This is a genomic window from Pedobacter sp. GR22-6, from assembly GCF_037402555.1.
Classification (GTDB): Bacteria; Bacteroidota; Bacteroidia; order Sphingobacteriales; family Sphingobacteriaceae; genus Pedobacter.
Window position 1 is genome coordinate 251,829 of the sequence record NZ_JBBEUC010000005.1, and the last position, 19,561, is coordinate 271,389.

Sequence of the window (19,561 nt, forward strand, 5' to 3'; positions counted from 1 at the left end):
GATCAGATAATGATGGGGTAAAATCAGCCAATGGATTTTTATTTCATAAATTAGATTACACACAAATATAACCGTTATGAAATTTACATCTATTTTGAGCGTCTTGCTCTTCTATGGGCTGTATGCACATGCCCAGGACCCATTTGAACGTAAAGTAAAATTTGGCATCAAGGGAGGGTTCAACGCTTCGCTTTTTACCCGTACGGTAGAACCCTTTGGTCCTGCCCAGCGTGCCAGACTCGACTATTTCAGGCGTTTTTTCCATGCTTCCGGATTTGGTGGTTTAACCGCGGAAGGAAGCATCTCGAATCGGTTTAGTATCGGCGCCGAGGTATTGTATAGCTCCAGGGGGATGGCACATCGGGAGAAAAACGACTATGTGGTTACTTATGATGAGGAAGGGAATGAACAGCAGGCCTACAATTATTTCAATTACAACCTGGCTTACCTGGAGTTTCCGATCACCGTAAACTACAATTTCGCTGATCCTGATAGCAGAACTTATGTCGCTGCGTATGCGGGGATGGCACCTGCGATCTCTGTTCGTGCCACTACGAAAGTAAGGTATGCGGAATCAATAGATGCTTCAGGGCGACGAGCCGTTAATGAAAAAAGCCGGCTGGATAACGTCAATCATTTCAACAATAGTATTCTGCTGGGGATCAAAGTCGGTGAGCACAATACCCGCAGCGTGTCGCCTCTTGGGGATTTCAGAATGAGCTATACCATGCTGCCTGTTTTTAAAAAAGATGTAGCAGCCAATGGCAATAATTTGAAGACCGCAATGCTGACCTGCTCTATCGGGCTTGGGCTCAGGTTTTAATGTTTGTCGGACCCAGGGTTAAAATAAGGTGATGATGGGTTAATATCGAATCATGAGTTTTTGTGGTATGACTTAGCTTTGTCTGAGAGAAAACCAGATATAATGAAAAAACTATTTGCCACTTTATGGCTGCTGGCAGGCCCATACCTTGCTTTTTCACAGGAATCAGCAGATTTGAAACTTCAGAAAACCGACGTGATCATATCCAAACACATTTATGGACAGTTTGCTGAGCACCTGGGCAGAAGTATTTACGATGGATTTTACCGAAATGGAAAGATCAGGATGGATATTGTTAAAGCTTTGAAGGAAATCAAAGTACCCAATTTGCGCTGGCCTGGCGGATGTTTTGCCGACCAATACCATTGGCGCGATGGAATCGGCACCAAAGTCTCGAGACCCATAGGCATCAACACCACCTGGGGCATGGTACCCGAAGACAATTCCTTCGGTACGCATGAATTTCTGGAGCTTTGCAGCCTCATTGGTTGTGATCCTTACTTGGCCGGAAACGTCGGAACTGGAAATCCGCAGGAAATGAAAGACTGGATCGAATACCTGAACTATGGAGGCAAGAGTACCTTATCGGCACTCCGCGCAAAAAATGGACATCCTGAGCCCTTTAAAGTTCCTTTCTGGGGAGTAGGAAATGAAAGTTGGGGCTGTGGAGGAAACATGCGGCCCGAGTATTATGCCGATCTGTATAAGCAGTATGAGACCTTCTGTATGAGCTATCCGGGCGCCCCGTTGAAGAAGATTGCAGGCGGAGCCAATATCGATGATTACAACTGGACAGAGGTATTGATGAAAAATATCCCGGGCAGGAGCATGTGGGGTTTATCGCTGCATTACTATACCTTTCCGAGTGGACGGTGGGAGCCAAGGGGTAAGGCCACAGATTTCAATGAAGCAGAATACCAAACTTCTATTAAGCAGGCAAAAAGAATTGAAGAGATCGTAACCAAACATTCGGCGATCATGGATAAATACGATAAAGGGAAAAAAGTAGCTCTGGTGGTTGATGAATGGGGTGTCTGGGCTGATGTAGAGGCCGGAACCAACCCAAGCTTTATGTACCAGCAGAATACCCTGCGTGATGCGCTGGTTGCTGGTCTTACCCTGAACGTATTCAATAACCATGCAGAGCGCGTAAAAATGGCCAACCTTGCGCAGACCGTAAACGTAATTCAGTCGGTGATCTTAACGAAGGGAGATCAGATGTTGCTCACGCCAACCTATTATATTTTCGACCTGTATAAAGTGCATCAGGACGCCACGTTGGTCAAGACAGACATTTCGCATCCTGATTTGAATGTCAGTGCCTCCAGAGATGCCAAAGGCGTTGTGCATGTAAGCATAGTGAACACTTCTCTGACAGCCAACGTTAATGTAAATTTGGATTCAGAGGTGTTATCAGGGAAAATCCTAAGTTCAGCAAATGTGTCTGACTACAATACCTTTGAAAATAAAAATAAGATCGTATTGAAAGACTTTGCCGCAAAAGGTAAAACGGTGCAGATCCCTGCAAAAAGTGTGGTGATGCTCACCCTTAACTGATAGAAAAACATCCCGGAGCAGTCATTCTGCTTCGGGATGTTTTAAATTACTCAACAATCGTATAACTGCTCCTTTGAGAAAAAGAGCGGCCAAATACATCTACTGCCTTCACTTCGATAGCGTGGGTTCCCGGGCTTAGGTCCGAAGGCAAAATACCTTTCCATAAATGCGTGCTTTTAGCGGGATTGGAAGGTCTTCTGGCTTTCTTCGTCTTGTCTGTAATACGCTTCCATTCGGCGACCTCTGCCAGGTAGAAAGGGTCAAATTCAAAACGCTGCTCCATTGGTTTCCAGTCCCCGTTATCTATCCTGTATTGTACCTTATTGTCCTTCGCTCCGGTATAGAAATTGACGCATACCTCTGCAATGCTGTCGCTGTTTTTGGTCAATTTTTCCGGAACTGTGATCCTCATCTGTTCGCTGGCATCTTTACCTGCTACCTTATAGTCGATTACATATTGGTTTCCCTTAAAATGAATGAAACCATAGCCTTTTGGTGTACCGTCCCGCATGGTAGAGATCGGTGTGCCATTTTTATCGCTCAAGCCTGAATAGAAATCGCCGGATGCAGTTCCTATATTGAAATGGTGATGTGGTTTATCCTGCAGCCATTCCGTTCCCCTGACATAAAAATCCTGGCGCTGCATGTGCGTGTGTGCAGAAATGGACAGCGTATGAGGGAAATCTTTGATGGCATTGAACAACCTTTTCCTGGTTGCTGAGCTAAAAAGAAATTCCGGCTCGCTCATCGGGATGTGCATGGTCATCACGATCAGGTAATCTTTGGGTACATACTTCAGGTCGTTTTCTACAAACTTCAACTGATCTTCCCTGAGGCCTCCGTAGTAACCACGGCCATCTCTCGGATCTGGGTACAACACATCGTCGAGCACGATAAAGTGCACTTTCCCATAGTTAAAGGCATAGGTAGCAGGGCCAAAATGAGCTTCGAAAGATTCGTCTGAAAACAAGTCGTCTTTCGCATCCATATCCAGGTCGTGATTGCCTATCATGTTGTACCATGGAATACCTACCCGCCTCACGGCTGCGGTATAGGAAGGAAACAGATCCAGCTTATCGCCTACCTCATCCCCCATACTGATGCCGAAGCAAACGTTTTTAACGCCCTCTACTTCCTTAATAACATCGCGGACGAAGTAATCCACCTGTTCTTCGTTATAGACCTGTGGGTCACCAAAAATCAGCGCAGTGTAGTTGTCATTTTCTTTATGGGTTCTTAAAGCAAAATCCACAGACTTTGGCAGAGGGCCGGTAGGGGCTACACCCTTGTATTTTAGCACCGGAGAGCCCTTCGGCTTGTGGTTGTAAAAATACTGCGGCAGGTTATCTGCATTCAAAGGAACCTGATATCCTGTGGGTTTAATCACGCTGATCATATTGTCTTCAGCAATAGGGAGCTTGTAAAAGCCCTTCGCATCTGTTAGTGTAACTTCCTGTCCATTGCTGACCGCAATGCGGGCAATCCCTTTTTCATTGGGATCTTTTTTGCCGTTGTTGTTGCTGTCATGGTATACGTAGCCGGATGCCACTGTTTGTGCCTTCACTTGCACAAAGATCATCGCTAATACTACTACTAGTCTTAATTTCATAAGTTGAATATTGCTTACTTTGTAGTCGTGTATTTGTATACTGTAGTTTTGTTGTCACCTGCTGTACTCACCGCGATATAGGGAATAGCATCGGAGGAAACCTGGAGGTCAAAGCCGTTGATTTTACCTGATACCACTAATCGTTGCGTGTTCCAGTTATTTGTAGCTTCGTTAAACGTCCGGAAGTACAAACCCGAGTTATTCCCAAAAGCGAAGTACAGTTTTCCGCTTGGGTCTATGGCTAATGCATATTTTTCATCTTCGCCCTGGCTGTTTCCGGCAGACCCGAGTTCTTCCCAGACAGCACTTACTTTGTTGAACTTAAGTATGCGGTTCAGGCGCTGACTGGAAACTACAGTTTGGTATCCGATATAAACTTCTCCTGTTGCACTTGCAGCGCCAATTACCGACGTATAGGGAGCCAAGTTATCAGCTGCCCTGAAGCCAGTAGGGCCAACGGCCGTCCAAACGCCATTTACCAGCTTATACATGCTTAAATTGCTGTTTCTATCAAGTACGGCGAGGTAACTTTTTCCGTCTAGCCCCCTAAAAGCAGATACAGCGCCAATCAATGGGTTCGCGATCGCTGGTGTCATGTTGTTCCACTGACCCGTGATGAAACCCGAAACATAAATCGCACGACGTGCATATCCTGTTATTGCAGTTCCAGTTGAAACCGCTACTATCGGCTGGCTATTTTCGCCTATGGCAAAAGAGAACTTATCCAGCTTCATTGGTGTAAAATACTTTGCACCGACTGGCGCCCATTTGTTGTTTTCATATTTAAGCACAGTTCCTTTTTGCTGACTGTCGCTATAGTCGTTATACCCAATATAAGGATTACCCTCGTCATCAAAGGAAATTTGAGTGCCCACCGCCCTTGCCTCTGAAATTCCAGTTGAGGCCCCAAGGTAAGTCCAGGTCGATCCTGTATAACTGATGACGGCAGCTTTTCTGTTCTCTGTAGCGATAGTATTTCCCTGCTCATCCTTTCCCGATCTGTAATAGACTAGGTATGGATATTTGGTGATGGGGTTGATGGCCATCTTAAGGTCACTCGTAGTCGGTACAATGATGTTGCTTTCTCCGATGATCCACCATTTCGGGCCGATAAACGATATCGATGCGGTGAATTTGATCGGCTCAGCCATCTGCAGTGCAGGATCAGAAAATAGATATTCAATGGGATTGCTAAAGTCGTTGACACTTACCTGACTTTGTTGAGCCGTTGCTCCGATTTTTAATGATGCACCAGTCGTCGTTTTAAATCTCGCAACGAGTTTTGTCAGGTCGATCGATTCAGGTACAGGAATTTCAATCTTCGTTCCGCGGATGATTCCTTTATAATCGTCCTGTAATACAGGATTGTCGGCTTTGTAAAAGCCAAAGGATTCCAGTGCAATTTTCTTCTCTACCCTAACCTGATAAGTACGTGTGCTCTTGTCCTCTGCTTTTATCCTGAAAGCTAAAGGATGTGAGAAGTCCTGTTCTGTTAATCCTGGCTCCTGAACTTCGTTACCCACCTGAACAATTGTTCTTGGATTTTCAGTTTTGAAGTCTACAATTAGTTTTGTGACGTCAACCTCTATAGGAAGGGATACCAGGATCTCATCATTTGTTATACTCCCCGGATATTCCTTTAGCACTACACCTGCGGCATTTTTTTCAACCAGTGTAAAGGACTCTATACCTTTACTATACATAATGGGGTCTTTTTTACATCCCGCTGCAGTCAGGAAGATCAACATCAGCAGAAAGGAAATTTTTTGAATATTTTTCATCGCAATTAGTTTAATGTCTTAAAGTTTTCCGGCATCAGAACAGCCTTTATGCCGGGGGTATCTATCAGATACTTTTTAGCATAAGCTGCAATCGATGCAGGAGTGATATTGTTGATCATATTTTCGTATTCATTGAAGTAGCTGTAGCCTTTGAAGCCGTAGTAAAACTGGTTTCTAAGCGCTGAACTCCAAAACAGGTTTTTTCCTGCCTGCTTTTTGTAAGCATCGATCTGTTGTACTTTGATATTTGCAAGATCGCTCAGGAAATAATTGGGTTCATTGGCCACTTTGGCTACTTCCAGCTTAGCTTGTTTAATCAGAAATTCCGCCGATTCCGGGGCACAACTGAAGGAGATTCTTGAACGAATCAAAGGAGAGGGGATGCTGGTCGCAGAGATGGCTACACCGACACCATAAACTCCTGAATTCTCTTCCCTCAGGTTCAGGCGCAGCTTCACTTTCAGCACTTCCTGAAGTAAGGTCTGCACCAGGATCTCTGGATATTCATAGTTGACTTTGTTGCTTTGGTAAAACAGGTTCACCGTACTTTTAGGGGCAGCGCCTGCATACACCAGAATGTCCTTGCCCTCAGTACCACCTACCGGTCCTTTGTATTCGAATCCTTTCTTGTAATCACCAGAAGGCAATCCCCCGATGTATTGCTCAATCATCGGTCTGATGCTGTCCGGATGGAAGCCGCCTACCACTACAAACTGGAAGTCTTTTGCCGACCCAAAACGGCTTTTAAATATAGGAATGATGTTCTCGAAGCGGACTTCTTTATTGATGCGTTCCGCAGTCATGTCAGAAGCGTAGTCGTCATCGCCTTTCAGCAATTCTGCAATCGCTTTATTGTAAGCATAGGAAGGAGAGAGTTTATTGTTTTCCAGGCTTTCTATGGTGCTGCGCTTCGTTTGCTCAAAGGTGACCTGATCCGCGTTAGGATAAACCCATTTCAGGTACATCAGCTGAAACATGGTTTTTGCATCTTTCCAGTCAGCACTGGTTACTACACCTTCACGGGTGCCGGAAAGCACCAGTGTGGCAGAAGCGGAATTGCCAGTAAGGAATTCGGTTAAGGCGCGACGGCTAAATGCCCCGGCCCCGCTCAGCCCGGTTACCGGCTTTACAAATTGTGCTGTGGCAAACTGGGTAGAATCTAAAGCATAAATGCCCCCTTTTCTAAAACCGGAGATGGAGATGTAATCTTTCTTCTCTGTCGTTGGCTTCAGGTATACGGTAGTGCCGTTGGATAAGGTCCATTTCAGAAGGCCTACTGCATCAATCCTTTCTTCCCCGATTACTTTTCCTGCTGTTGGTTCCTGTACCAGTAAACGATCAGGGATGCTCACCTGATCAGTCCATGGCTTTAGTTTCATTGCTTTCACTTCTGCAAACAAGGTTTTTAGTGCCTGTTGGCCCGGTAGGCTGGCAGCATCCTTTTCAGGAGCTGTCAGCAGGACAACGGTATTGTCCGGGTTGTTTTTCGATTGTAAAAAGGTGAGTAGGGTCAATGAATCTATTTGAGGAGCGTATTTTAATGCGAGTTGATTGCGGGTTGTTTTTGCGATCATGGTGCTGCCTTCATAGAAGGTATCATGGATCTCATTGAGGTAAGTTTCGGCCTGTGTCTTGTCTTCTGCAGCCGCAGAACGTTTGATGGCAGCGATATATTCATCCCTGAATTTCTGTATTTCAGCTTTGGTAAACCCAAACCGGGCAATCCTTTGGCTTTCTATCAGGTATTGTCTGATGCCTTCCTGGATTTGGTCATGGTATAAGGCTACACCTCCGGCTACGATCCCGTTTTTCAGGACAACATTGCTTACTGAAAAACTTCCGTCTTTGAAGTCGTTCTGGAGTTGTGAAATCCTACTGAAACGGTTTTTCGCTAGTGCATTGAAAAACGTTTTGATCAATTGCTGTTGATAATCCTGTTCCGTTTTGACCCCTGCAGATGCTTTGATCTTATGGAATACACTCAACTCTATGGATCGGGCCTCTTTGTCAGTCAGGATCGAAAACAAAGTATCTTTGTGCTGCGGCAGTTCGTAGTAGATACGTTTTTCCTTACTTTTCGCACGGTACTGATTGAACTCTTTCTGGATGTAGCTTTCTACTTTTTTAGGGTCGATGTCTGTTACAATCGCAATAGACATCAGGTCTGGCCGGTACCATTTCTCGTAGAAGTCTACGATCCGTTGGCGCTTAAAATTCTTCAGGATCTCCACTTTACCGATGGGCAGTCTTTCTGCATAACGTGATTTATTGAAAAGCACAGGCAGATATTGGTCGCGCAACCGGTTGTCAGCACCTTGCTTGCTCCTCCATTCTTCTATTACCACACCACGTTCCTTGTCAATCTCCTGCTGATCGAAGCTTACACCAAAAGCCCAGTCGGCCATGATGTCTATCGATTTCTCCAGGTTCTTTTCGTCTTCGGTATTGATGCTGATCTTGTATACCGTTTCATCAAAACTGGTATGCGCATTCAGGTCGGCACCAAATTTCACTCCTTTGGACTCCAGAAACTCAATCACATCATTCTTAGAATAATGTTTGGTTCCGTTGAAGGCCATGTGCTCTATAAAATGGGCCAGCCCCAATTGATCCGGCTCTTCCTGCAAGGAGCCGGCATCGAGAAACAGTCTTAAGGCTGAAGTCCCCGGCGTTTTATTGCTCTTGTAAATGTAATACGTAAAGCCGTTTTTAAGCTTTCCCTTCAGCAGGTTTGGGTCTTGTGGCAATTGCTGAGCGAATGCCTGGGAGCCCAATATTCCGCTACACCAGGCGAGTAAAAACATTAAATTAATCGTTATCTTCATTTGCTTTTACTTTTTAGTGATAACTAATTGTTTTTGCAACTGATCTGGACCAGGCATGCCCATTGTAAAGTTTTTATTATTGCTCAGCAACCTGATGGTGATGGTATTATCTTTTGCCGGATCTAGCGTAGCCTCTTTCCAGGCAATTTTGATCTGTCTTTCGAAAATCCCCTGCGGAAAATTGAGACTGTTGCCTTTGGTAATCAGTTCAAAATCCTTGCCTTCTAACAGGCCGTCCCCTACCTTCACCTCATATTGGACCTCTACAGGTTCAAACAAAAGTTTCGTGCTCAGATACACTGGATAGGCAACAGTATCTTTCCGGTTTGCTAGCACTTCTATAGCGCTCTTATTTTCAAAATTGATATGAATAAACGGGTTATCATACGGCACTTGTTCTTTGGAGCAGGCAGCCAATAGCATTATTGCCGATACAATAGCCATGGCCAATGAGTTTTTTATTTTGTTTTTCATCTCTTTAACTAGTTATATCCTGGGTTTTGTTTCATTGCTTTGTTTGCGTCAAGCTCTTTGTTTGTTATTGGCAGGACAAACTTGTCATTTGGATAAGTTAGCTTGCATATGGTCGAATTGCAGTCAGCCCCGCGTTCTAGACCTTCCTTACGTCTTACAATATCAAACAGACGGTGTCCTTCAAAACACAATTCCCGGTTCCTTTCATCTGCAATCTGTTTATATAGATTTGCATTGTTAGTGTAGCTGATGGCGATCGTCTGTCCGGGATGTGCACGTTGAGAAATGATTCGTAAGTCTTCTGCTGCAAGTTCATATTTTCCCAGATTCCAGTTGGCTTCTGCACGGTTCAGGTAGACTTCCGATAACCGGATCACTTTTACTGCAAATGGCCTTGGCGCCGTAGCAATGGTATCCGCGTACTTTTTAGTAATCGATTTTGCGGAAGTACTGACAAACATTTCTGTCTTTCTGATGTCTGTAACATCAAAAGAATTGAGCAGTTTTGTAGATGCCCTGTATTTTGCGCTGCTGAATGAAGAAAATATAGAGTTGATGTCTGTAGTTGAATAGCTTGGTAAGCCGAATGCAGAAAGTTGAAAAAGTACTTCTACCCTTGGGGTGGTAGCAGGAGAGGGGTAGGCTATAAAGACATTTTTATATTCAGTAGCAGTAGCCAGTTTAAAGGTGTTGCCTGCAATTACCTGATCTGCATAAGTTACACTTTGGGCCCAATCGCCTTTGTATAGATTGATTCTGGAAAGCAGAGCAAGTGCAGTCTGATAGCTCACTACTGCCTGATTCGTATTGTTGTATTTCTGTAAAAGAGGAAGTGCATCGTTAATGTCTTTCAGGATCTGATCGTAGGTTTCCTTCATGGTTTTCCTTGGGATTTCCTGACCCGGTGTCGGTGTTTTTAATAATATAGGAACACCCAGGTGTGAAGCATCTGGTGTAAAATTATAAGGCTGTGCAAAGACTTTGGTCAGGTCCAAATGGCACAGCGCACGCAGCACTAAAGCCTGTCCTTGTATCGTCTCCAATTGTGCTGTCTGATCCGGAAATTTGGTTTTTAACTCTGGCAAGGCATTGATCAGATTGTTGACATTATTAAGACTTTCGAAGATAGCCAGCCAAATGTGTCCTGCAGCGCTGGCCTCATCGTCAGGTGTACTGCTGAAATTAAATTGCTCCGGCATATATACATCGTTGGCCAAAACGGTAGTCAGGTTATCGGAAGCTACATCTCCGTACATACCGAATTCTGCTTTATAGTAATTGAGCATTGATTTGTAGGATCCGTTCAGGGCCAGGGTGGCCCCATTCACGTCTTCAAAGAGCACTTGTTTCCCAATTCTTCCTATAGGGTCTTTTTCTAAGAATTTTTTACATGAGCCCAGACCGATTGTCAGGAGCGTCAATAAAGCTATTTTAGATATATTTTTCATCTCTCAGTATATTATTAAAAGCCTACGTTCAGACCAAAGGACAATACCAGCGGCTGTGGGTAAGGATTAAATGAATTTTTATAGTCGTTGTAGTTCTTTTTAGTCTTGTAAGGTGTCCAAAAGCCTACATTATCAGCTTGCAGATAGAAGCTGGCCTGACGCAGTTTTACAGGCTGCAGGAGACCTTGCGGTAGATTATAGTTCATGCTCACATTGGTTAGTCTTAAGCTTGTTTTTTTGTGCAGGAAACGTGTCGAGTTACGGCCATTATTTGCATTTTCTCCTAGTGAAGTTCTGGGTACAATGGTCAGGTCACCCGGTTCTCTCCACCTGTCCAATTGGTTTCTTGACTGATTATTTGCTGCCAGATTTCTTCCGTCAGATTCAGCGTCCCGCTGAAGGTTGCTAAAAGCATAGCCGCCCGCATTGTAAACAAGCAATGCATTCAATGAAAAATTCTTGTATTTGAAAGTATTGGTCATGCCGCCGAAGAAATCGGGATTGCCGGTTCCTAACATTACACGGTTATTCAGATCAAACTCTTTCGTCAAGTTACCTCGGGCATCATACCAGAGTGGTCCTCCATCACGAGGGTCTACGCCAGCCCACCTGATCAGGTAAAATGTTCCCAGAGGGTCTCCTTCGCTTCTGATAGTGCTACCAAATACTTTGTCATTACCATTCTGCAGTTTCAGGATTTTATTCCTATTGGCTGCTAAATTAAAACGGGTTCTCCATTCAAAATCTTTCTTAATGATATTTTGCGTATTCAGGGTTAGTTCTACCCCCGTATTCCTGACTGAGCCCAGGTTTTGCAAAATGCCTACAAACCCACTGGTCCGGGATACATCTACATCATCGAGGATATCTTTTGTGGTATTCTGATAGGCTTCAAGATCTATCGAAATCCGTCCAAACAAACCCAGACTGATTCCCCCGTTAAGGATTTGTGTAGTTTCCCATGATAGCCCAGGGTTCTCACCGTTGGACATAATTGCACCTGGCTGACCATTATAATTATTGCTGATCGAAAAACTGTAAATGCCCTTGGATTTGTATGCGCCTATTCTCGAGTTTCCATTGTTACCATAACTCAATTTCAGTTTTGCAAAGTCGATGGCAGGGATATTCCAGAAATCTTCTTTACTGATGGTCCATGCGGCACCGATAGACTTAAAAGTTGCCCACCTAACGTCAGAACCGAAGTCGGAGTTCGCGTCGCCACGGAAACTGGCTATTAAATGGTATTTTTCAGACAAGGAATAGTTAAACTGGCCATAGTACGAAAGAGAGCTCTGCTCATCAGCAGAACTGGTTCCCAACGTTGTTACAGCATAGCTTACTTCTCTGATCTTGTCATTTGCAAAACCGCGCCCGGTTGATGAAATCGATCTTCTGTCCTTATCAGAAGCCTCTCCTCCCAGCAATACAGAAAAGGCATGCTGGTTGATGGTTTTCTCATAATTCAAACGGTGTTGTGAGTTCCAGGTAAAGTTTGTGCTCTGTCCTTTGTAAGCTTCAGCGCCATCGCGACCTAAAAACGTATAGATGGACGTGTACATATTTTCGTTGATCGAGTTGTAATCAATGCCATTTGTCGTTGTGTAAGTAAGCCCAGGAATAATACTGATTTTACCCCCAATATTGCCGTTTATGGCCATTGCCTTCTGGTTATTGTCGTTAAATTCTGCATCTGCAAGCTTATTGTAAAACTGCATTACATAAGAACCATCTGGATTCAATGGACTGTCTATTGGACGGTTAATGTAGTATGCATTTCCGGGGTTGAACATATCATTGAGGTTATACGATGCGCCAAGGCGGAAAAACATGTCAATAGAGTTATTGATTTCCTGATCCAGGTTGATCCTGCTAGAGAATCTCTGGGTCGAGTTCTTGATCATGATTGGCTTTTCGTTGAAATACGCCCCAGAGACAAAATATCTTGTTTTGTTGTTTCCTCCCCTAAAAGAGATGTCATGCTGCGTAGTAATGCCATTGCGGAAAAAAACATCATACCAGTCTGTGCTGGTTCCCTTGTCTATGATCGGGTTGGTGGCCAAAGGAGAGTTGGCAAAAGACTCTGCTGACAGTTCACGGTATTCATCAGCACTTAACACATGGAAACGGTTGTTGTTCAGTAAATTGATGCCTGTTCTAAAACTGTAATCTACATTATTTACTCCTTCTAGACCTTTTTTTGTATTAATAAGCACCACACCATTCGCGCCATTTGCACCATAAATGGAGGTTGCTGTCGCATCCTTGAGTATAGTTATGCTTTCTATATCGTTTGGATTAAGGTAGCTTAACGGACTGACGCTGGTCTGTGTGCCCGTAATCATATTGGTCTCATCTCCTGTATTGATAGGAATTCCATCGAGGACCCAAAGGGGTTCATTGGAAGAGCTGAAAGACGATTCTCCACGGATGCGTGTTTGATATCTCGGCCTTGCGCTTGCTGCCGTACCGTCTTGCATTTCCACCTGTACACCTGGTACTACACCTTCTAATAATCGGTCGATGCGGTCCAAAGGACGGTTATCCAGATCTTTTCTGGTCATTTGAAAAGCACTTCCCACCTGATTTTCTTTTTTCTCTTTTGTACCGTACGCGGTAATGATCACTTCCTGAAGATCGCTGGCTGTTTCGTTCAATAGCACATCAATGGTGGTCTTGCCATTGACTGGAACCTCTTTCGTGGCATATCCGATCATGGAAAATACCAGTGTCCCGTTTTCCGGTGCTTCCAGGAAATAGCTGCCGTTTTCAAAAGTCCTTACCGATTTCTGTGTTCCTTTTAAAGTCACAATTACACCTGGTATAGGGAGGTCTTGCTGGCCTGGGCCTTCTTTTGAGCGAACCGTGCCCTTTACTGTTATGTCCTTCGCATTAAGCTTTACCTCTGAAATGATCACCGTTTTATCAATGATCTTATAGCTCAGCGATTTTCCAGCTGTCACTTGTTTAAGTGCCTCGTTAAGTCCGGCATTGTTGAGGTCCAGACTGATGCTGCCCGATTTCTTCAGTACATCTGCATCATACAGGAAAAAATATCCTGTTTGTTTGTTGATGTCTTTAAATACGCTTTCCATATTGGCATTGCGTACCGAAAGGCTGACTTTTTGGGCGTAGCCGGATGCTTGTACAGCCAGGGTGCCGAGTATTAATAAGAAAATAGTTAACCTCATAACTAATAGTATCTTTCTATTAAATGACATGGATATTCCCGCACACTTGCCGAGAAGAAATTGTTTCATATTTTTGTATGTGTTGGTTTTGAAAATTGATTGAAATTCGATAGTCATCAAATGAGAATAGCCGCACAATAAATTCCGGGAACATGGCAGTGTTTCCGGTTTTTTTATGTCTATTCTTTTGTCCGTGGTGTGGTAGTGGTTAGTTCATGTGGTTTGGTTTTTTGGTTTAAGGTTTATTTATCGTAGTCGACGGTTACCGTTCTGCCCTCCAGGCTAAACTTGATCCCGCTCACCGCATTGAGCATTTCCAGCGTCTGTTTCAAAGTTGCCTGCCGGCGGATATTTCCGCTATATTTTTTTTCAATAGGTTTTCCTTTGTACTTTACTTCTACATCATACCATCTGAAGATTTGATTCATGATCTCGGGCATGGTATCTCCGTCAAAATAAAAGGTCCCTTCCGTCCAGGCAATGGATTTCTGCATGTTTGCCTGACTGATGGCTAAAGCCCCCTCTTCTACAGATGCGGTTTCTCCCGGTATGAGCATTTGCTTCTTACCTGCCTCTGTAATCTTGATAGAGCCCTGTATCAGTGTTGTCCTGCTTTTGCCGCCAAAGGAGCTGATGTTAAAGTGCGTGCCTAAAACTTCCACTTCCGTTTCGTTAAAATCGACTTTAAAAGGCAGGGCTTTGTTGTGCGCAACCTCGAAATAAGCTTCCCCTTTGAGGATTACCTTTCGGTTGGTTTTGTTAAAATCGGTTGCGAAGGCGATGGAAGAGGCCGCATTGAGCCAGATCTTCGTGCCATCGGGCAAGATCATCCGGTATTCTCCTGCTCTTGGGGTTTTTACGGTGTTATATCCTTTACGAGTGGTTTTCGAGGTCTGGTTAAAGACCAATAAGCCCTGATAAGCATGTACATCCATTTTTTTATCCGCACCGTTTAGACGAAGTGAGGCTTCATTGAGGCTGATCTCTGAGCCATCGGCCATGCTCAGTACTGCTTTTTTACTGCCCGGCATCACGTCCGCCACCTTGCTGGTCACTTGTGCGGCATCGCTGGACTGCTGGTTGTAGCGGTAAAGTCCAAATCCAACAGTAATCAGGAATACAGCAGCTGCGCTATATTTCCATGCGCTGTTCCAGAGCATTCTTTTCGCCGGTCGCTCCGTGATCCTGCTACTAATGGCTGCCCAGCCTTCGTCTATGTCCGTTCCATGGAGATAACTGATCTCTTTTTGCACATCCCTGGTATTGCGGAAGGATTCCACGAGCTCCCTGTTCTCCGTTGAGGCATTGAGCCAGCGCTCAAAATCAAGGGCCTCCTGGCCTGTCAGCTCATTCTTCAGGAATTTGATGATGAGTGTTGCGGTATGTTTGTAATTGCTTTGCGTTCCCATAGACAGGTATAAGAAACCTGAAAATGAAAATGGGGTGAAAAGAAATGAAAATAATTTTTATTTGATCAGGAAGAGGGATAGTAAGGCGAAGAAATCCGGATTCAAACGGAGCTTTAAAAGCTCAAGCCCTCTTTTCTTTTGGGTCTTCACGGTATTGATGCTAATGCCCAGCTCTTCGGCAATCTGAGGGTTTTTCAGCCCTTCAAGGTAGCCCATGCGAAAGATGCGCTGGCAGCTTTCCGGCAAAGTAGTAATCACTTTATTCAGTTCGCTGAGTACTTCCGAACGTATCATGGCGTTTAAGGCTACGGCATCTTCAGCAGGATCCAGCTCCTGTTGGTTCAGATAGCCCAATTCCAATTTTTGCCTGCGGAGCTTGTTCAGGCAGGCGTTTCTTACCGAAGAGTAAAGGAAACTGACAATGGCTTCCGGTGCATCCGAGAGCCGTTCCCGGAGGTTCCAATAGGTCACAAAGCTCTCCTGAACAATATCTTTCGCTGCATCATTGTCATTCAAAAATTGCATGGCAAAATGACAGAGCTTGGAATAATTGCTTCTAAATAATTCTTCAAAAGAATTAACGGTATGTGTTTCCCTGGACAACCTGATTGAAGATTTAAATGAATCTGCAGGTCAAAAATAAGATTTATCTCCCAGCAATCCAATACATTAAATCCTATTGCCAACAGAGAGTTGGTTTTGGTTACAGACCAACAACGTCTTTTTTCTTCTTTTGCTTCATGGTCTTAGGAATCACATTCAGGATCTCTTCTTTCAGCGCATTCAGCATTCTCCTTTTGATGAAGTTCTTGTGGGTAGCCAGGCTGATCTCGCGGACCGGTTCCGGCGATTTAAAATAGCGGACTTTGCTCAGCTGTTTGTTGCTCAGCTCTTCCAGCGCCAGTTCTGGCAGCAGCGTTGCTCCATTGTTGATGTCTACCATACGGATCAGCGTTTCTACACTCCCTGTATTGTAAGTAAGCCCCTGCAGGCGATTGTGCTTGGTCGACCGACAAATGTTGAGTACCTGTGAGCGCATGCAATGCCCTTCGTTCAGTAACCAGATGTTCTCATCTTCCAGGTCGTCCGCATCTATGGTTTTCTTTTTGTACAGTTTACTGTTCTTGCTGATATAGGTCACAAAGTTTTCATAGTACATGGGGGTCTCGGCAATGGCATTGTCCGCGAGAGGAGTGGCGAGGATTCCGCAGTCCAGTACCCCTGTTTTCAGGTGATGGATGATCTCCTCTGTGGTGTATTCCCAGATGAGGAGTTTCAGTTCCGGATATTTCTCCATCATGGCAGATATGACTTTTGGGAGGAGGTAGGGGGCTACGGTAGGGATGATGCCCACCTTTAGTTCGCCTACTACATCCTGTTGCTGACTGCTGATGATCTCTTTGATCTTTTGGCTTTCCTGCAAAACGAGGCGTGCCTGTTCTATGATCTGGGCCCCGATTTCTGTTGGGATGATGGGCTGCTTGCTGCGGTCGAAGATTTTGACATTGAGCGTTTCCTCCAGCTTTTGTACCTGCATACTCAGGGTAGGCTGGGTTACAAAGCATTTCTCTGCAGCGCCTACGAAGCTTCTGTAAGTATCTACGGCAACAATGTATTCCAGTTGGACTAAAGTCATATAGCTAAAATTGATGTTCTTTAGCAAAGATATCAATTCTAGCTATATGGGCAAATGTTTAGATGTGTTTTGCTAAAAAGTCTTTATAAGCCAGTTGTATGCCTTCTTCCAGTTCAATTTTATGCTTCCAGCCCAGTGCATTCAGTTTAGATACATCCATCAGTTTGCGTGGTGTTCCATCTGGTTTACTGCTGTCGAATATCAACGCTCCTTCAAAACCAATGATCTTTTTGATAAGTAGCGCCAGGTCTTTGATGGTCAGGTCGTGCCCTGTGCCAATGTTCACGAATCCCGCTTCATTGAAGTTTTGCATTAAAAAGTAACAGGCATCTGCTAAGTCGTCTGCAAAAAGAAATTCCCGCATCGGTGAGCCCGAACCCCAGATGGTCACCTCTGGACTGCCATTCACTTTAGCTTCATGGAATTTGCGGATCAATGCAGGTAATACATGTGAGTTCTGAGGATGGTAATTGTCGTTGTAGCCATATAGGTTGGTCGGCATTACCGAGATGAAATTACAACCATATTGCGCACGGTATGCATCAGCCATTTTGATCCCTGCAATTTTGGCAATGGCATAGGGTTCATTCGTTTCTTCCAGGAGGCCTGTGAGCAGGTATTCTTCTTTTAAAGGCTGTGGGGCTAACTTAGGATAAATGCAACTTGAACCCAGAAACATGAGCTTTTTTACGCCGGCTTTATGAGCCTGTTGGATTACATTGTTCTGGATGCACAGGTTTTCATACAGAAAGTCAGCACGATAGGTATTGTTGGCCACAATACCGCCGACCTTTGCTGCGGCAAGAAACACGTATTCCGGCTTCTCCGATTCAAAAAAATCAATAACATCCTGCTGATTGCGCAGGTCGAGTTCTGATGAGCTCCGTGTGATCACGTTGGTATAGCCTGTTGCAATGAGTTTGCGGTAAATGGCCGATCCTACCATGCCACGGTGCCCGGCTACATATATTTTTGCGTTCTTTTCCAATGAATGAATGTTTAATCCTGCAAAAATAAGGAAATCCTTTCGTTAATCGACAAACGCAGTCATTATCCCGCTTTCTAGTAATTTACCAAGTTTTGCCTAAGTTTGTAAAAAAGAATACAAAGTGGGTAAAGATAAATTAAGAAAGTTTGCGGAAATAGATACTTTTCCGAATGTTTATCAGCTTGACCAGGGTAAAGTGCTGAAAGGGAAATGGGCGGCAGATCATTTTAAAAATGACAAGCCAGTGGTGCTGGAGCTGGCTTGTGGTAAGGGCGAATATTCTGTCGGGCTGGCCAAGCTTTTTCCTGAAAAGAATTTTATCGGTGTCGATCTGAAAGGCAATCGAATCTGGCGTGGTGCACGTACCGGTGTAGATGAGGGTATTCCTAACCTGGCTTTCTTAAGAATACAGATTGAAGACATTATGGATTATTTTGCCGAAGGCGAAGTAGATGAGATCTGGATCACCTTCCCTGATCCGCAGCCACAGGATAGCCGGGAGAAAAAGCGACTTACTTTTCCTGCATTTCTGGACAGGTACAAAGTGATGCTGAAAACCGGAGGTAAAGTGAACCTGAAAACCGACAATGATGGCCTCTATGCTTACACCGTGGAAACCGTAGCCCAGCTTGGACTCATCACCCATAAGCAAACGGATCAATTGTATAAATCTGAATACGCCGACGCGGTCTTGTCGATTAAGACGCATTACGAAAGAATTTACCTGAAACACGATAAAAACATCAATTACATTCAATTCTCGTTTATTTAATGGAACCTTCCTTCTACGACCAGGTTTTTGAATTGGTGAGACTTATCCCCAAAGGACGGGTTTCGTCCTACGGGGCCATTGCCAAAAGTTTGGGCGCAGGAGGTTCTGCGAGGATGGTAGGGTATGCCATGAGCAATGCTGGCTCGGCGGAACTGCCGGTTCCTGCACACAGGGTGGTCAACAGTGCTGGTTTACTAACCGGCAAATTTCATTTTAACCCTCCTGAGCTGATGCAGGAATTGCTGGAGCAGGAAGGTGTGACGGTGAAAGATGATAAAATCCAGAACTTTAAAAAGCATTTCTGGAATCCGCTGGAAGAACTGTAAGTTATTTTTTCATCGAGTTGTACGCAACTACCAAAGCCCTGACTGATTTGGCATCAAATTCTTCGGTCGACTTGATGCGTTCGGCAAGCGTTTCGTCATTGCTCATCTTTTGGAGTAAGGCGCTTTTGATCTGCTGTGTTTTTCCTGCTGAGGGTGCCGCTTCCACATTCAATTCGAGCATTGGGCCTGTACCAAATTTCTCAATAAAGTAGGTTACCGGCAAAACGGTCTTGGCTGTAGGTTCGCTACTACGCCTTCCGCCGCCCAAACTAATGCCTATGCCACCGCCGGCACCGAAACCACCTGTCCCGCCACCTACACTGATGTCGGGTCTTACCCTTGTCTTTTTTACAGGCGGCTCTTCAGCCATAGTTGTCCCGCCGATAGCATAAAGATTGACAGCGCCTTGCTCCACCAATTTAAAAAAGCGGTGCTCCATACGTTTCTTAACTACGATAGGCTTGCTCACATAAGTCTCCCCGTTCCATACAAATTCCTTGATGTCTTTGGCCATGTACTGCGATAGCGATTCATCTTCGTTCTTTAACACTACGCTGGAAAAATTGGTGGCTTTGATGGTGCCGCGAACGTAATTGCCATCGCTGATCACTACAGCATCCTGGGCGACTGCTGTTGCTGTGCTAATAAAAAGGCCTAAAAACAAGGCCACTGCTTTTAAGGTTTGGGTCATGCTCAAATAACGGAAATTATTTGGGCTTTGT

The 19,561-nt window shown here is 44.6% G+C and carries 15 protein-coding genes; 4 read left to right on the plus strand and 11 right to left on the minus strand.

All coding sequences use genetic code 11. From position 1 onward, the window contains the following. Nucleotides 1-76: 76 nt before the first annotated feature. Complete coding sequence (locus WAE59_RS21795) at nt 77-823, plus strand: outer membrane beta-barrel protein (protein ID WP_337858107.1); 747 nt, start codon at nt 77-79, stop codon at nt 821-823. A 102-nt stretch (nt 824-925) separates the two neighbouring features. Further along, the gene (locus WAE59_RS21800) at nt 926-2,380 is read left to right on the plus strand and encodes an alpha-N-arabinofuranosidase (RefSeq protein WP_337858108.1); all 1,455 of its coding nucleotides are present in this window, start codon (nt 926-928) and stop codon (nt 2,378-2,380) included. 46 nt (nt 2,381-2,426) lie between these two features. Here the strand turns inward: WAE59_RS21800 and WAE59_RS21805 are convergent, their stop codons facing one another. From WAE59_RS21805 to fcl, 10 genes are all read right to left on the minus strand, one after another. Then, nucleotides 2,427-3,989, minus strand: coding sequence for a calcineurin-like phosphoesterase family protein (locus tag WAE59_RS21805; RefSeq protein WP_337858109.1), 1,563 nt, complete (start codon nt 3,987-3,989; stop codon nt 2,427-2,429). A 14-nt stretch (nt 3,990-4,003) separates the two neighbouring features. Further along, on the minus strand, nt 4,004-5,770 hold the full coding sequence (locus tag WAE59_RS21810) for a hypothetical protein (RefSeq protein ID WP_337858110.1): 1,767 nt from the start codon (nt 5,768-5,770) through the stop codon (nt 4,004-4,006). 5 nt (nt 5,771-5,775) lie between these two features. Continuing rightward, nucleotides 5,776-8,595, minus strand: a complete 2,820-nt coding sequence (locus WAE59_RS21815; RefSeq protein ID WP_337858111.1) for a M16 family metallopeptidase — start codon at nt 8,593-8,595, stop codon at nt 5,776-5,778. A gap of 6 nt (nt 8,596-8,601) precedes the next feature. Then, entirely contained in the window at nt 8,602-9,069 is a 468-nt protein-coding gene (locus WAE59_RS21820) for a hypothetical protein (protein ID WP_337858112.1), read from the minus strand. Nucleotides 9,070-9,077: 8 nt separating this feature from the next. After that, nucleotides 9,078-10,517, minus strand: a complete 1,440-nt coding sequence (locus tag WAE59_RS21825; protein ID WP_337858113.1) for a RagB/SusD family nutrient uptake outer membrane protein — start codon at nt 10,515-10,517, stop codon at nt 9,078-9,080. A 14-nt stretch (nt 10,518-10,531) separates the two neighbouring features. After that, nucleotides 10,532-13,708: a SusC/RagA family TonB-linked outer membrane protein gene (locus tag WAE59_RS21830; protein ID WP_337858114.1), complete on the minus strand. Its 3,177-nt coding sequence runs from the start codon at nt 13,706-13,708 to the stop codon at nt 10,532-10,534. A gap of 242 nt (nt 13,709-13,950) precedes the next feature. Continuing rightward, nucleotides 13,951-15,117, minus strand: a complete 1,167-nt coding sequence (locus tag WAE59_RS21835; RefSeq protein WP_337858115.1) for a FecR domain-containing protein — start codon at nt 15,115-15,117, stop codon at nt 13,951-13,953. A 57-nt stretch (nt 15,118-15,174) separates the two neighbouring features. After that, on the minus strand, nt 15,175-15,720 hold the full coding sequence (locus WAE59_RS21840; protein WP_337858116.1) for an RNA polymerase sigma-70 factor: 546 nt from the start codon (nt 15,718-15,720) through the stop codon (nt 15,175-15,177). Between the two features lie 100 nt (nt 15,721-15,820). Then, the gene (locus WAE59_RS21845) at nt 15,821-16,753 is read right to left on the minus strand and encodes a hydrogen peroxide-inducible genes activator (RefSeq protein ID WP_337858117.1); all 933 of its coding nucleotides are present in this window, start codon (nt 16,751-16,753) and stop codon (nt 15,821-15,823) included. 58 nt (nt 16,754-16,811) lie between these two features. Continuing rightward, a complete protein-coding gene (gene fcl / locus WAE59_RS21850; protein WP_337858118.1) occupies nt 16,812-17,741 on the minus strand; it encodes a GDP-L-fucose synthase in 930 nt (309 codons plus the stop codon). A 121-nt stretch (nt 17,742-17,862) separates the two neighbouring features. Here fcl and trmB point away from each other — a divergent pair, with 121 nt between their 5' ends. Together trmB and WAE59_RS21860 are read left to right on the plus strand one after the other, a co-directional pair. Continuing rightward, nucleotides 17,863-18,513, plus strand: coding sequence for a tRNA (guanosine(46)-N7)-methyltransferase TrmB (gene trmB / locus WAE59_RS21855; protein WP_337858119.1), 651 nt, complete (start codon nt 17,863-17,865; stop codon nt 18,511-18,513). Beyond that, nucleotides 18,513-18,839, plus strand: a complete 327-nt coding sequence (locus WAE59_RS21860; RefSeq protein ID WP_337858120.1) for an MGMT family protein — start codon at nt 18,513-18,515, stop codon at nt 18,837-18,839. Before trmB ends, WAE59_RS21860 begins: the two co-directional genes overlap by 1 nt. A gap of 1 nt (nt 18,840) precedes the next feature. On the opposite strand, the gene WAE59_RS21865 is transcribed toward WAE59_RS21860, so the two are convergent. After that, nucleotides 18,841-19,530, minus strand: a complete 690-nt coding sequence (locus WAE59_RS21865; protein ID WP_337858121.1) for a hypothetical protein — start codon at nt 19,528-19,530, stop codon at nt 18,841-18,843. Nucleotides 19,531-19,561: the final 31 nt, after the last annotated feature.

What these genes read in the sequence shown, in the direction of transcription:
- WAE59_RS21795 (WP_337858107.1), top strand. Translation starts at nt 77, where the DNA reads ATGAAATTTACATCTATTTTGAGCGTCTTGCTCTTCTATGGGCTGTAT.
- WAE59_RS21800 (WP_337858108.1), top strand. Translation starts at nt 926, where the DNA reads ATGAAAAAACTATTTGCCACTTTATGGCTGCTGGCAGGCCCATACCTT.
- WAE59_RS21805 (WP_337858109.1), bottom strand. Translation starts at nt 3,989, where the DNA reads ATGAAATTAAGACTAGTAGTAGTATTAGCGATGATCTTTGTGCAAGTG.
- WAE59_RS21810 (WP_337858110.1), bottom strand. Translation starts at nt 5,770, where the DNA reads ATGAAAAATATTCAAAAAATTTCCTTTCTGCTGATGTTGATCTTCCTG.
- WAE59_RS21815 (WP_337858111.1), bottom strand. Translation starts at nt 8,595, where the DNA reads ATGAAGATAACGATTAATTTAATGTTTTTACTCGCCTGGTGTAGCGGA.
- WAE59_RS21820 (WP_337858112.1), bottom strand. Translation starts at nt 9,069, where the DNA reads ATGAAAAACAAAATAAAAAACTCATTGGCCATGGCTATTGTATCGGCA.
- WAE59_RS21825 (WP_337858113.1), bottom strand. Translation starts at nt 10,517, where the DNA reads ATGAAAAATATATCTAAAATAGCTTTATTGACGCTCCTGACAATCGGT.
- WAE59_RS21830 (WP_337858114.1), bottom strand. Translation starts at nt 13,708, where the DNA reads ATGAGGTTAACTATTTTCTTATTAATACTCGGCACCCTGGCTGTACAA.
- WAE59_RS21835 (WP_337858115.1), bottom strand. Translation starts at nt 15,117, where the DNA reads ATGGGAACGCAAAGCAATTACAAACATACCGCAACACTCATCATCAAA.
- WAE59_RS21845 (WP_337858117.1), bottom strand. Translation starts at nt 16,753, where the DNA reads ATGACTTTAGTCCAACTGGAATACATTGTTGCCGTAGATACTTACAGA.
- WAE59_RS21860 (WP_337858120.1), top strand. Translation starts at nt 18,513, where the DNA reads ATGGAACCTTCCTTCTACGACCAGGTTTTTGAATTGGTGAGACTTATC.
- WAE59_RS21865 (WP_337858121.1), bottom strand. Translation starts at nt 19,530, where the DNA reads ATGACCCAAACCTTAAAAGCAGTGGCCTTGTTTTTAGGCCTTTTTATT.